Raw genomic sequence first — 12,443 nt, forward strand, 5'->3', positions numbered from 1 at the left:
TTGCGGCCCGTTATGTTATAACATATCAAATCCACTCAAACACCTGATTGGACATGAGCCGTGCCGACCAACCGTGGCAGAACCCGCCTGAAATCCCGCGCCAGCGGCGATCCGATGCTCGGATATGACCGCCTTCCCGCGCCGCTTCGCCTTTGGATGGCCCACGCCAAACGTCCATGGAGCGCAAAGACCGTCGCCCGGTCCTATGATCGCGCCTTGCAGCGCACGGGCGATGCGGCCCTCGCGTTGGCCGAACTGGACGCTTTGCAGGATCGCCTGATTGCCAAGGATGCACGATTTGTCTGGGGACCGGATTACCTTGAGGTTGCCAACCTGCGCTGATCAATCGACCAGAAAAACCTCAACCTCGCGGTCCTCAAGGTCCGGTGCTGGGGCCTGGCTGTTGATCAGCCCCCACCGTTGCAAAAGCCGCTGTTGCAGGCGTCTGGACCGTCTGTTCCACGCGATGGCCCCCTCGGGCACCTCATCGCCCGAGGCCTTGCCCCGCGCCCGCCGGTCCAGATTTGCCGTAAAGATCGTAAACACCAAATCCGTGCCGTCCACGGTCTCGATATACCCCGACAAGGCGCTGACGAAGTTCAACGTACCAGTTTTGGCACGGACGACGGCGGGATAGCTGTCCAAACGATTGTTGTCCGCATCCCGCAGCGGAATGCGCCGCAGGATCGGGCGCAGCGGGTCGCCCGCCCCCACCTCCAGCTGGATTTTCGCCATGGCTGACGCGGCAATCCGGTTTTCATCGCTCAGGCCCGAATGGTCCTTGAAATCGCATTCAACGCCATAGGTCTCGCCCAACCAACGGGTCATCTCGGCCGCCGACCCAACGATATCCACCGGACGCCCCATCTTGGCTTGGGTCGCGGCCAACCCGCAGACCTCCGCCGTCAGGTTGGTGGAATACAGCAACATTTCCTGACAGATGGTGCGCAACGTGGGGCTTTGATGGGCTGCAACCTCTACCCCGCCGGGCGGCAGATCATCCACCACCTCGGGCCGCGCCATGTCCACACCTGCCTCGCGCGCCAAAGTGCGGAACACATCGCCCGCATAAAGCGCGGGTTGCCGGACAGGCAACCACCGTGACCCGCCATTGCCAAGGGCCGACAGCGCAACCGTCCAGACATCGGGCGCACTCGTGTCAAACACGGGCGTCCGGCGATCCACGATCGACACCCGCGCCATGCTAACAGGCGGCACGCGGGTCTCCGTGCGGGCGTCCATCGTCGTCTGCCACTGCCCGCCAACCGGTTTCCACTCGAAATGCACACGGTTGTAATTCAGGTTCAGCCCACTGACGGCCGGATTATAGCCAAGGTAATCCAACTGCGAGGGTTCGATCTCTTCCGCATAGGGCAGCGCCCCTCGGAAACACAAAAACCGCCCCTCAACCCGTGTGATGCCGGCATCAGCCACCGCCTGGGCCAAATCGGCCAAATGATCTGCGGACAACGTAGGGTCGCCCCCGCCCGCCAAAATCAAATCACCACGCAAAACACCCGCTTCAATCGACCCCAAAGCAAAAACGCGCGTTGTGAACCGATGCGAACCGCCCAGCGCATCCAAGGCATAAAGCGCCGTCACGGACTTGGTGACACTGGCGGGCGGCACCGCCACATCAGCCTCGACGCTTTCCAAAATCTCACCCGTATCTGCACGGGCCAGAACACACCCCACCGTGCCGCCCAGGTTGGCCTCAGCGATGATGTCCTCAATGCGGGCACGGACCCTCGGGGCGATGCGCGGGATCAGACTTTCGGTCAGGGGGGCCGCTTCGGCAGCGGTCCGTGCGACGGGTCGCAACGACGACAAAGGCGCCCCCGCAGTGGCTGCCCCTGCTGCGCTGGACAGCAAACCGCCTAACAAAGCTCTGCGAGAAACAAACGAAGACATGGTGTATCCTTACGCGCCTGACGCATCCGCAACAACCGCGTCCGACGTCCACCGGCCCGCCTTTCTGATCGCGGTAGATGACATCTGGTTCATGGGCAGGTTCACAAACGACCACGCAGGGGCCGTGGCCTGCCCCAATGTGAACGCGGCCCGACCAATCAGGCGGCTTTCGCGATACATGCGGGCGGTCTTCGACATGCGCGCCGCCAACCGATCACCGGGCCGCGCCAAAACGCCCACAGGCACCCGCGCCATGATCTCCTGCCAATCCTGCCACTGATGAAACTGCGCCAGATTATCGGCCCCCATCAGCCAGACAAACCGCACCCCGTCATATCGCATTTGCAATGCGGCAAGCGTTTGCGCCGTATACCGCGTACCCAATCTGGTTTCGATATCCGTGATCTGCACCTTGGGATGCTGCATCAGCTTCGCTGCGCGTCCCATCCGGTCCTCAATCGGGGCAGGGCCACGGGATTTCAACGGATTGCCAGGGCTGACCAGCCACCAAACACGGTCAAGCCCAAACCGTTCAAGCGCGGCCTTCGTGATATGAACATGGCCTGCGTGCGCGGGATCGAATGATCCGCCCAACAGCCCCACGACCTGTCCTGATCGGGCAATCGGATTCCCATATCTGTTCATGCCCGAACCCTTACGCAGCAGCCGGCGCAAAGGCAATTCACACGGTCTTCAGATCATTAAAAATCGAAACATTTGGAGGACGTTGATTAACACAAACAAAATACTTGCGCTGGTATTGGTTTGGAAATTTTGACTTGAGCAGATCTTGACTAGCTTCATCATCATCTTCATCGGACTTGCCTCGGCCGTCATGATCCTTGGTCCTTGGGCATGGCGTGTGTCGAAAGACAACGCCGATCTGAACGATATGATCACGCAATGCCATCTCGACATCAGTCAAATCCTCAGTGACCGTGACCGATATAAGCTCGCCGCTGAATTTACATCAGATGGCCTGATTGTTCAGGACATGCGGGGCAGAGTCCTGTGGTGCAATGCAGCCTACTGCAACGTCCTTGGCGTCACATCGGACGACATTATTGGACGCAACCCAATGGAATTTGCGGTTCCGCCGGATCAGCGTCTGTCGAAGGCGGAAATTGCGGCCTTTGAATACGACCCTGCTGACCCCACGTGGGACCGCCTTCAGCTGTTCCCCAATCAACGCAGCAACGGAGAGATCTTTTGGAACCAGATCAGTGTTTCCTTTCACCGCAGCAACGATGCCAAGGAATATGCGATCCTGGTGTGCCGCGATGTGACCGATCAAGTTGAAAAAGAAAGCACGCTCAAGAAAATCAGCGCCCAACTCGAACATGAAGCAACCCATGATGAACTGACGGGGCTTCCAAATCGCACGGCGTTCTTGTCGTTCATCGACACTGCCCTGCAGGACGCATTGCAGGGCACTGTCGGTCTTTTGCACGTCGATCTTGATAACTTTAAAGACATCAATGACACGCACGGTCATTCAGCTGGCGATGCAGTCTTGTGCCACGCGGCCTATACCCTTCGAAACAACCTACGGCAGTCAGACATGGTTGCGCGCATCGGAGGGGATGAATTCGTGGTTGTCTGCCCGAACAGCTCAGATCTCGAATACCTCAACAGCGTCGGTCAGCGCCTGATAGAAGCCATTAATACACCCTTCGGGTGGTCTGGTTTCCAATTGCAAATCGGTGCCAGCATCGGGGCCTCTCAGGCGGCACCGGGCGAAACGAACGGCGACAAACTCCTCATCAAGGCGGATTTCGCACTCTACGAGGCGAAGAATGCGGGTCGAAACCGGATTGAGCTGTATGACCGCGTCCTTCACGACAGACACGCAGCGCAAATCAAAATGACCCAGGAATTGGCAAATTCAGTTGCATCCGGCGCGTTCGAATATGCGTTTCAGCCGGTCATAGATATGCAGACGGGTGACATCGCTGGGTTTGAAACCCTGGTCCGAAAGGGCCCCACGACCGATCGCGGCGCTATGATGCCCGCCGATTTCATACCGATCGTCGAAGACATCGGCTTGTTGGGCGAACTGGATATGCTGTCCATGTCAAATGCCATCAAGATGAAAAAGGCTTTGAATTCAGCTGGGCTCAGCGACAAACGGATGTCGTTCAACGCGTCGCCCGACCTTTTGGCGCGACCGGACTTTCTAAGTCGGCTTCTATGGGGCGTCGAAACCGCCGGTATCGATAAGTCCCAGATCACAATTGAAGTCTTGGAAACCACCGACTTTGGGGATGCGGCAGAAACGTCGTCTCAGGCGGCTGTCATCCGCGATCTGCGCAATGAAGGGTTTCAGGTGTTTCTTGATGACTTCGGCGTTGGCTTTGCAGGCCTCTCACACCTGGCGGCCCTTCAGGTCTCCGGGGTGAAAATTGACCAAAGCCTCGTTGCCAAAATGCTGACCGACCCCGTCAGCAGCAAAATCGTCCAGAAAACCATCGAACTTTGCGTCGACCTTGGCATTGTGGTCATCGCAGAGGGCGTCGAAGATGACGCGACAGCGCAGGTCTTGCACGAAATGGGCTGCTCGTTCCTCCAAGGCTATTGGCTGTCCCGACCGATTGCGTCACACGATGTGGGCGCGTGGCTGATTGAGCGTGAGCAACACAACAAAAGCGCCTGATCCCCTTCCTTGCACCCCGCGCGCCGCTTGCGTATCACGATGCAAATTCCTTTGAAGTAGGATCAAAGCACATGGCAGCCTATCAATTCGTCTATTTCATGGACGGCGTTTCCAAAACCTACCCCGGCGGCAAAAAGGTTTTTGAAAATATCCGTTTGAACTTTCTACCCGGCGTGAAAATCGGCGTGGTCGGTGTGAACGGCACAGGTAAATCAACGCTGATGCGGATCATGGCCGGTCAGGACAAAGAATTTCAGGGCGAAGCCTGGGCCGCCGAAGGCGCGCGCGTGGGCTATCTGCCGCAGGAACCCGAACTCGATCCCAATCTGACAGTGCGTGAAAATGTCATGCTGGGTGTCGCTGACAAAAAGGCGATCCTTGATCGTTACAACGAACTCGCCATGAATTACTCCGATGAAACCGCCGATGAGATGGCGAAACTTCAAGATGAGATCGACAGCCAGAACCTTTGGGATCTCGATGCGCAAATTGATGTCTCGATGGAGGCCTTGCGATGTCCGCCCGATGATGCCGATGTGACCACCCTGTCGGGCGGTGAAAAACGTCGCGTGGCGCTGTGCCAGCTTTTGCTGGACGCGCCGGATATGTTGCTGTTGGACGAACCGACCAACCACCTCGACGCGGAAACCATCGCATGGCTACAGCAGCACCTTATTGATTACAAAGGCACAATCCTGATCGTCACCCACGACCGCTACTTCCTTGATGCCATCACCGGCTGGATTCTTGAACTCGACCGCGGGTCCGGCATCCCGCACGAAGGCAACTACTCCAGCTGGCTTGAGGCCAAGGCAAAGCGACTTGAACGTGAGGCCAAGGAAGACAAATCCAAACAAAAAACTCTTGAGAGGGAACTTGAATGGATGCGCCAAGGCGCCAAAGCCCGCCAGGCAAAATCCAAGGCACGGATCAGCGCCTATAATGAGCTGGCCAACCAGTCCGAACGCGAAAAAATGGGCCGCGCGCAGATCATCATCCCCAACGGCCCCCGCCTGGGGGATAAAGTGATCGAGGTTGAGGGTCTGTCCAAAGCCATGGGCGACAAACTCCTTGTCGAAAACCTCAGCTTTGATCTGCCGCCCGGTGGCATTGTCGGGGTCATCGGGCCGAACGGTGCGGGTAAATCCACGCTCTTTGGCATGCTGACCGGTCAGATCGAACCGGATCAGGGGTCTGTCAGCTTCGGGGATACGGTGCAGCTGAGTTATGTGGACCAGTCCCGTGACGCGCTGGATGCCAACGCCACCGTTTGGGAAGAAATCTCATCGGGGGGCGAAATCATCCAACTGGGTGATGCGCAGATGAACTCCCGCGCTTATTGTTCTGCCTTCAACTTCAAAGGCGGCGATCAGCAAAAGAAGGTCGGCGTTCTGTCGGGCGGTGAACGCAACCGCGTGCATATGGCCAAGCTGTTGAAATCCGGCGGCAATGTTTTGCTCCTCGATGAACCGACCAACGATCTGGACGTCGAAACGTTGCGCGCGCTTGAAGACGCGCTCGTTGATTTTGCGGGCTGCGCCGTCGTCATTTCACACGACCGCTTCTTCCTTGACCGGATCTGCACCCACATCCTCGCCTTCGAAGGCGAAGCACACGTGGAATGGTTCCAAGGCAACTTTGAGGACTACGAAGAAGACAAAAAGCGGCGGCTGGGGGCCGATGCCATGGAACCCAAGCGGATGAAACACAAGAAATTCGCGCGTTAAAACCAACACAAAAGGCGGCCCAGTCAGGCCGCCTTTTTCCTACACAGCGGCCATTTTCTTACGCAGCAGCCTTTTCGTCCGCCAATGTGGCCTCGCCCTCATCAGCCGTGTCATCCGGCTTGGGCAGGGCAAGGGCCTCGTCGGGCATTTGATCCGGCAGATCAATTTCGATCAACGACGTATTTAGATTGACGCCGATCTTGGCTTTGTCCGCCATCAGGGCAAGCACGCCGTTCAACTCCCCCAATGCGCGTTCAACTGTCTCACGTTGGGTTTCAACAGGCGCGGCACCAGCCTTGGAAAACAAGAACTTAAACATTTGAACCCCCATAATTGCTAGGCTTCAAACATAGACGCCCCCAACGATGGGCATCAGGGGAAACGACCGCCGACATTCCCATAATTTTGCCAAATGCCCACCCTGTACGCACCAAGCTGGACTTTGCCCAATATCAACGCAATGCGCGTTTGCCCTTGCTTTACCGGCCTGTCAGCCCCATATCCTCAAGTGCTACGTTACTACACGATCCATACTGCACCTTTCGGCCCAGTCACTTGATCCTCTGCACTGACGCGCCGGTCCGCTGCATGTTGCGAGCGGAACTACAAAAGGAATGACGGTATGGCTAACGGCACCGTAAAATGGTTCAACACCACCAAAGGCTACGGCTTTATTGCCCCTGAGGGTGGCTCCAAGGACGTTTTCGTTCACATTTCCGCGGTTGAGCGGTCTGGCCTGACAGGTCTGGCAGACAACCAGAAAGTGACTTTCGACATCGAAGCAGGCCGTGACGGCCGCGAAAGCGCGATCAACCTGTCTCTCGACGACTAAGTCCGGGATCGACTAATTGAACGGGCGTGGCAGATCCCTCTGCCGCGCCCGTTTTTTTTTGATCAATCGTCCAATACGAACGTGATTTTCAAGACGACCCGATACTCGTCAATCTTGCCGTCCTTCACGGTGACTTTCTGGTCTGCCACCCAAGCGCCCGTAATCCCTTTGAGGGTCTTGGACGCGCGCTCAATCCCATTTTCAATCGCGTCATCAAATGACTTGGATGAGGACGAGATGACTTCGGTGACTTTTGCAATCGACATGATGTGTTCCCTTTCTTGTTGGCTTGCCGGTCACACGCTAATGGCCAACGTAGGCGAGGTCCACATCATCAGCCTTTTCGATCTTGAGCAAACCGTCGGGCAAAGGCCTCATCAAGGCGCGCGCGGTTTCTTCGTCACCTGACAGCCAATCCTGCACCTGATCCGCCATCAGGATCACCCCAATACGGTGGTGAATATCGCGCACATCGGTGTTGGGCGCACAGGTCAGCGTGGCAAATTGGGGCACCTTAACACCGCCAGGTCCGTTCCAAATATCGAATACAGATGCAAACCCAACGACATCCCCGGATTTGGGCCGCAGGCGCCAAACCGTTTTGCGTTTTGCCTCTCCCGTCCATTCGTACCAGCCGTTCATAGGCACAACGGCCCGCTGAACACCCGCAAAGGCCGATTTGTCAAACACCGTTTCGGACCGCGCGTTCACAAGCGTGTCCATCACAGGCCGCCCGCGGGCATTGGTGCGGCCCACGGGGATCATCCCCCACCGCATCGTCGTCGGGCCGCCCGCGGTCAGGGCCAAGGCCTCTTCCCCCGGGGCTATATTGAGGCGTGGGGCAAGGGGCGGCAGATCGGCCCGCGCGAATGCCGACACCTCCGCTTGGGGTGCTGTCAGATAAAACCGTCCCGGCACTACTCGATCAGGGCCAAAATGGCAGGTCCCATCGCCTCTACGATGCGGGCAACACCGTCCGCATTGGGGTGAATACCGTCCGCCTGCATATAGGCCGCACGGGCCGCGTTGATGTCACCCTCGGCCAGCAAACCGTCAAAGAACGTCGGATAAAGCGGGATGGAATAGGCCTCGGCCAGCTCCCCATACATCCCGTCAAACTGGTCCTTGAAATCCGCGCCGTAGTTCAACGGGGCCTCCATCCCGACAAGCAACATATCCACTCCCGCCTCATCGCCCGCCTGCAAAATCCCATCCAGATTGGCGCGGCTGGTCGCGGGGTCAATCCCCCGCAACAGATCATTGCCGCCAAGTGCGACCACCATGGCATCCACCTCTGGCGTCAAGGTCCACGCAACCCGACTAAGCCCCCCGGCCGTCGTATCTCCCGATACGCCTGCGTTGATCACGGTCACATCCGCTCCTCGCGCGCGCAGCCACGCCTCCAACTGCGGCACAAATCCGTCCTCCTGCACCAAACCGTACCCTTGTGTCAGGCTGTCCCCCAGGGCCGCGATGGTCACCGTTTCGGCCTGCGCAGCAGAGATACCTAAAATCAATCCCAATCCGAGGTTGCGGGCCGTGCGTAGCACCTTACATGACCATGATCCGACCTGTTCAAAGGCCCGCCCCATGACTGATGCCCTCTCGCTTTCAAACGTCTCCCTGTCCCTGCGGGGAAATGCGGGAACTGTCGACATCCTGCATGACATCTCCCTTACGGTGAATGCGGGCGACACATTGGGGTTGGTGGGGCCAAGCGGGTCGGGCAAATCGTCTCTCCTGATGTTGATGGGCGGGCTGGAAACCGCCACCTCTGGAACCATCGCGGCGCTTGGCACTGACATCACCGCAATGGGCGAAGACGACCTTGCACGCTTTCGTAGGGACAATATGGGGGTGGTGTTCCAATCTTTCCACCTGATCCCCACGATGACCGCCCTTGAAAACGTCGCCACGCCGCTGGAATTGGCAGGCCACCGCGACGCCTTCGATCGGGCCGAGGCGGAATTGCAGGCCGTGGGCCTCGCCCACCGCACCCATCACTACCCCGCGCAGATGTCGGGCGGCGAACAACAACGTGTGGCGCTGGCCCGTGCGGCGGCCCCCCGCCCCAAACTGCTGCTCGCGGATGAACCCACAGGCAACCTTGATGAAACAAACGGCGCCGCAATCATCGACATGCTGTTCGGCCTGCGCGACCGCCACGGCGCAACCTTGGTCATGGTCACCCACAGCAATGAATTGGCCAACCGGTGTGATCATGTCTTGCGGCTGCGCGATGGACGGATCGACACCACCCTTCGGGCCGCAGAATGACCCAGCTGGCCCTCGCCTGGACCTTTGCCAAACGTGAACTGCGTGGCGGTTTGCGCGGCTTTCGCATCTTTCTGGCCTGTCTTGCCTTGGGCGTTGCCGCCATTGCCGCTGTGGGCATGGTCCGCGCGTCGATCCAATCGGGGCTTGAGGCGGAGGGCGCGTCCTTGCTGGGCGGCGACGCCGTCGTGCGGTTCACCTACCGCTTCGCCAATGAGGCTGAGCGGAATTGGATGGACAGCATCGCGAGGGACGTCTCTGAAACCACCGACTTCCGGTCGATGGTCGTCGTTGAACGGGACACCACCGAACGCGGCCTGACACAGGTGCAAGCCGTCGATGACCTCTACCCCCTCATTGGCGCGGTAGAACTTGACCCGGCCATGCCACTGGCCCAGGCCTTTGCCGGTGACGGCACTTACCCTGGCGGTGTGATGGAACGGGTGCTGGCCGACAGGTTGGCGCTCGCACCGGGGGACACCTTCAAATTGGGTGATCAAACCTTCACCCTCAGCGCGATCCTTCTCAGCTATCCGGACAATTCAGGCGGCGGATTTGGCCTTGGGCCACGGTCTTTGGTGCGCTTGAACGATCTGGCGAACTCCGGCCTTTTGGCCGAGGGCACATTGATGGAAAGCAATTACCGCCTGCGCCTGCCCGAAGGGTCCGATCTGGCCGCACTTGAGGCGGAGGCCCTGACCCAATTCGAAGACAGCGGCCTGCGCTGGCGCGATGCGCGCGCGGGTGCGCCCGGTGTCGCGCGGTTTGTGGACCGGATCGGGGCGTTTTTGATCCTTGTCGGCCTGTCTGGATTGGCCGTGGGCGGCGTTGGGGTATCGGCCGCCGTGCGCTCCTACCTGCAAGGCAAAACCGGCGTCATCGCCACCTTGAAAACCCTTGGCGCCACCCGCCGCACGATCTTTCTGACGTACTTTTTGCAAATCGGCGTCCTGACCCTCGCAGGCATTGCCATTGGCCTCTTTCTCGGCGCTGCGATCCCGCTGGCCTTCTCCCCGATCATTGAGGCTCGCCTGCCCATCCCCGCTGATTTCACCCTGCACGCAGCCCCCTTGGTTGAGGCCGCGATTTATGGCCTTCTCGCAGCCCTTATCTTCACGCTCTGGCCACTGGCCCGAACCGAAGACATCAAAGCTGCAACGCTCTTGCGGGATGCCTTCGGTGCAGGGCGCGCCCTTCCCGCAACGCGCTATCTGATCGCCACCATCGCGCTTGTGGGTGCCTTGATTGGCACGGCGATCCTCTTCTCCGGCACCGCGTTTCTGACGCTTTGGACCGCAGGCGGCATCCTTTTTGCGCTGGGCCTTTTGGTCATCGCAGCGGCGCTAGCACGATTGACCGCACGGCGGTTCCGCCGGTTCTCACGCGGGCGGCCTGCCTTGCGGTTTGCGCTGGGGTCCATCGGCGCGCGCGGCGGGGAGACGACTTCGGTGGTGCTGTCCCTCGGCCTCGGCCTCGCCGTTTTGGCGGCTGTAGGCCAGATTGACGGCAACCTGCGCTCCGCCATCGACAACGATCTGCCAGAAGTCGCGCCCTCCTACTTCTTCGTCGACATCCAGCCCGACCAGATCGATGGCTTCCGCGACCGGTTGGACAATGACCCCCAGGTCAGTTCGTATGAAGCAGCCCCCATGCTGCGCGGCATCATCACCCAAATCAACGGCACCCCCGCGCGTGACGTGACCGACCACTGGGTCCTGCAAGGCGACCGCGGCGTGACCTATTCCACCGACCCCGCACCCGGCACCATCATCACCGCAGGCGCGTGGTGGGACACGGATTATTCCGGCCCCCCCCTGGTCAGCTTCGCCGCGGAAGAGGCCGCTGAAATGGGCCTGCAAATTGGCGACACGATCACCACGAACATTCTGGGCCGCGACATCACCGCCACCATCGCATCCTTCCGCGAAGTCTCGTTTGAGGATGCGGGCATCGGCTTTATCATGTCCATGAACCCCGCAGCATTGCAGGGCGCGCCCCACAGCTGGATCAGCACGGTCTATTCCGACCCAGAGGCAGAGGCCGCGATCTTGCGTGATCTCGCCACCGCCTACCCCAACATCACCGCCATCCGCGTGCGCGACGCCATCGATCAGGTCGTTGATCTTTTGGGCGGCATCGCAGCCGCCACACGCTATGGCGCGCTTGCGACACTGATCACGGGGTTCCTCGTCCTGATCGGCGCGGCTGCCGCCGGTGAACGCGCGCGCACATACGAAGCGGCCGTGCTGAAAACCCTCGGCGCGTCTCGCGGACGCATCCTGCGCAGCTTTGCCCTGAGGTCTGCCTTGTTGGGGCTGGCTGCGGGTCTCGTCGCCTTGGCGGCGGGGATCGCAGGCGGCTGGGCGGTCAGCACATTCATCATGGAAACGGACTATCGCCCCATCTGGTCCTCTGCGGGCACAATTATCCTGGGCGGCATGGGGGCCACATCACTGGCCGGATTGCTCTTTGCGCTGCGCCCGCTGGCCGCCAAACCCGCCCGCGTCCTTCGGGCCCGCGAATGACCGACCAAACCCATTGGCCACGCTTTTTCGGCTACGGGTCGCTCGTCAATCTGGCCACCCACAGCTACCCCGATCCACGACCTGCGACGCTGAAGGGATGGCGGCGCGTCTGGTGTCAGGCCAAGGCGCGACCGGTCGCGTTTCTGTCTGTCGAACCCCACACCAGCACCATCCATGGCATCACCGCGGCGGTCCCAAACGCAGACTGGGCCGCACTGGACGCCCGCGAACACGCCTACCTACGCCGCGATGTCTCCGACCAGTTCAGGACCGCAACAGCGGTGTATGAGGCGAACCCCGCACTTACGGCCCCCCCGTCCACCGGTCATCCCATCCTTCTCAGCTATCTCGATGTGGTCATCGCGGGCTTTGCCACCTTGGGCCCCGACGGCCCAGACCATTTCTTTCAAACGACCACCGGCTGGGGGCCTGTCCTTGATGACCGTTCCGATCCGCTTTATCCGCGCGCGCAGCGCTTGGCCGCGAGGACGCGAGACATCGTCGACGCCCACCTCAAGGCG

At 59.7% G+C, this 12,443-nt stretch carries 12 protein-coding genes and 1 pseudogene; 7 read left to right on the forward strand and 6 right to left on the reverse strand.

Annotation, left to right across the window (positions count from 1 at the left end; translation table 11 throughout):
* The first annotated feature begins 60 nt into the window (after positions 1 to 60).
* Positions 61 to 342, forward strand: a complete 282-nt coding sequence (locus PSJ8397_RS11915) for a DUF6525 family protein (protein ID WP_085864815.1) — start codon at positions 61 to 63, stop codon at positions 340 to 342.
* Here the strand turns inward: PSJ8397_RS11915 and dacB are convergent, their stop codons facing one another.
* Both dacB and PSJ8397_RS11925 read right to left on the reverse strand, forming a co-directional pair.
* On the reverse strand, positions 343 to 1,911 hold the full coding sequence (dacB, locus tag PSJ8397_RS11920; protein WP_085864816.1) for a D-alanyl-D-alanine carboxypeptidase/D-alanyl-D-alanine endopeptidase: 1,569 nt from the start codon (positions 1,909 to 1,911) through the stop codon (positions 343 to 345).
* Between the two features lie 9 nt (positions 1,912 to 1,920).
* Positions 1,921 to 2,556 carry a nicotinate-nucleotide adenylyltransferase gene (locus PSJ8397_RS11925; protein WP_085864817.1) on the reverse strand — a complete coding sequence of 212 codons (636 nt, stop codon included), beginning with the start codon at positions 2,554 to 2,556 and terminating at the stop codon, positions 1,921 to 1,923.
* Between the two features lie 145 nt (positions 2,557 to 2,701).
* On the opposite strand from PSJ8397_RS11925, the gene PSJ8397_RS11930 reads away from it, so the two are divergent.
* Positions 2,702 to 4,564, forward strand: coding sequence for a putative bifunctional diguanylate cyclase/phosphodiesterase (locus PSJ8397_RS11930; RefSeq protein ID WP_085864818.1), 1,863 nt, complete (start codon positions 2,702 to 2,704; stop codon positions 4,562 to 4,564).
* A 71-nt stretch (positions 4,565 to 4,635) separates the two neighbouring features.
* A complete protein-coding gene (gene ettA / locus PSJ8397_RS11935) occupies positions 4,636 to 6,291 on the forward strand; it encodes an energy-dependent translational throttle protein EttA (protein ID WP_085864819.1) in 1,656 nt (551 codons plus the stop codon).
* Between the two features lie 58 nt (positions 6,292 to 6,349).
* Here the strand turns inward: ettA and PSJ8397_RS11940 are convergent, their stop codons facing one another.
* Entirely contained in the window at positions 6,350 to 6,610 is a 261-nt protein-coding gene (locus PSJ8397_RS11940; protein ID WP_085864820.1) for a hypothetical protein, read from the reverse strand.
* A 303-nt stretch (positions 6,611 to 6,913) separates the two neighbouring features.
* Here PSJ8397_RS11940 and PSJ8397_RS11945 point away from each other — a divergent pair, with 303 nt between their 5' ends.
* Entirely contained in the window at positions 6,914 to 7,123 is a 210-nt protein-coding gene (locus PSJ8397_RS11945) for a cold-shock protein (RefSeq protein WP_085864821.1), read from the forward strand.
* A 62-nt stretch (positions 7,124 to 7,185) separates the two neighbouring features.
* Here the strand turns inward: PSJ8397_RS11945 and PSJ8397_RS11950 are convergent, their stop codons facing one another.
* Genes PSJ8397_RS11950 through PSJ8397_RS11960 form a run of 3 tightly spaced genes read right to left on the reverse strand, consistent with a single transcriptional unit; the run spans position 7,186 to position 8,715 of the window.
* A complete protein-coding gene (locus PSJ8397_RS11950) occupies positions 7,186 to 7,389 on the reverse strand; it encodes a dodecin family protein (protein ID WP_085864822.1) in 204 nt (67 codons plus the stop codon).
* 37 nt (positions 7,390 to 7,426) lie between these two features.
* Complete coding sequence (locus tag PSJ8397_RS11955; RefSeq protein ID WP_085864823.1) at positions 7,427 to 8,041, reverse strand: SOS response-associated peptidase; 615 nt, start codon at positions 8,039 to 8,041, stop codon at positions 7,427 to 7,429.
* A complete protein-coding gene (locus tag PSJ8397_RS11960; RefSeq protein WP_085864824.1) occupies positions 8,041 to 8,715 on the reverse strand; it encodes an arylesterase in 675 nt (224 codons plus the stop codon). The genes PSJ8397_RS11955 and PSJ8397_RS11960 overlap by 1 nt, the downstream gene beginning before the upstream one ends.
* Here PSJ8397_RS11960 and PSJ8397_RS11965 point away from each other — a divergent pair.
* From PSJ8397_RS11965 to PSJ8397_RS17405, 3 genes and pseudogenes are all read left to right on the forward strand, one after another.
* Entirely contained in the window at positions 8,714 to 9,400 is a 687-nt protein-coding gene (locus tag PSJ8397_RS11965) for an ABC transporter ATP-binding protein (protein WP_085864825.1), read from the forward strand. The two genes, PSJ8397_RS11960 and PSJ8397_RS11965, sit on opposite strands and share 2 nt — an antisense overlap.
* Complete coding sequence (locus tag PSJ8397_RS11970) at positions 9,397 to 11,922, forward strand: ABC transporter permease (protein WP_085864826.1); 2,526 nt, start codon at positions 9,397 to 9,399, stop codon at positions 11,920 to 11,922. Before PSJ8397_RS11965 ends, PSJ8397_RS11970 begins: the two co-directional genes overlap by 4 nt.
* Positions 11,919 to 12,206 (forward strand): annotated as a pseudogene (locus tag PSJ8397_RS17405) (gamma-glutamylcyclotransferase family protein); the annotation flags it as partial. The gene PSJ8397_RS11970 and the pseudogene PSJ8397_RS17405, both read left to right, overlap by 4 nt.
* Positions 12,207 to 12,443: the final 237 nt, after the last annotated feature.

This window comes from Pseudooctadecabacter jejudonensis (genome assembly GCF_900172275.1).
In the GTDB taxonomy this organism is placed as follows: Bacteria; Pseudomonadota; Alphaproteobacteria; order Rhodobacterales; family Rhodobacteraceae; genus Octadecabacter; species Octadecabacter jejudonensis.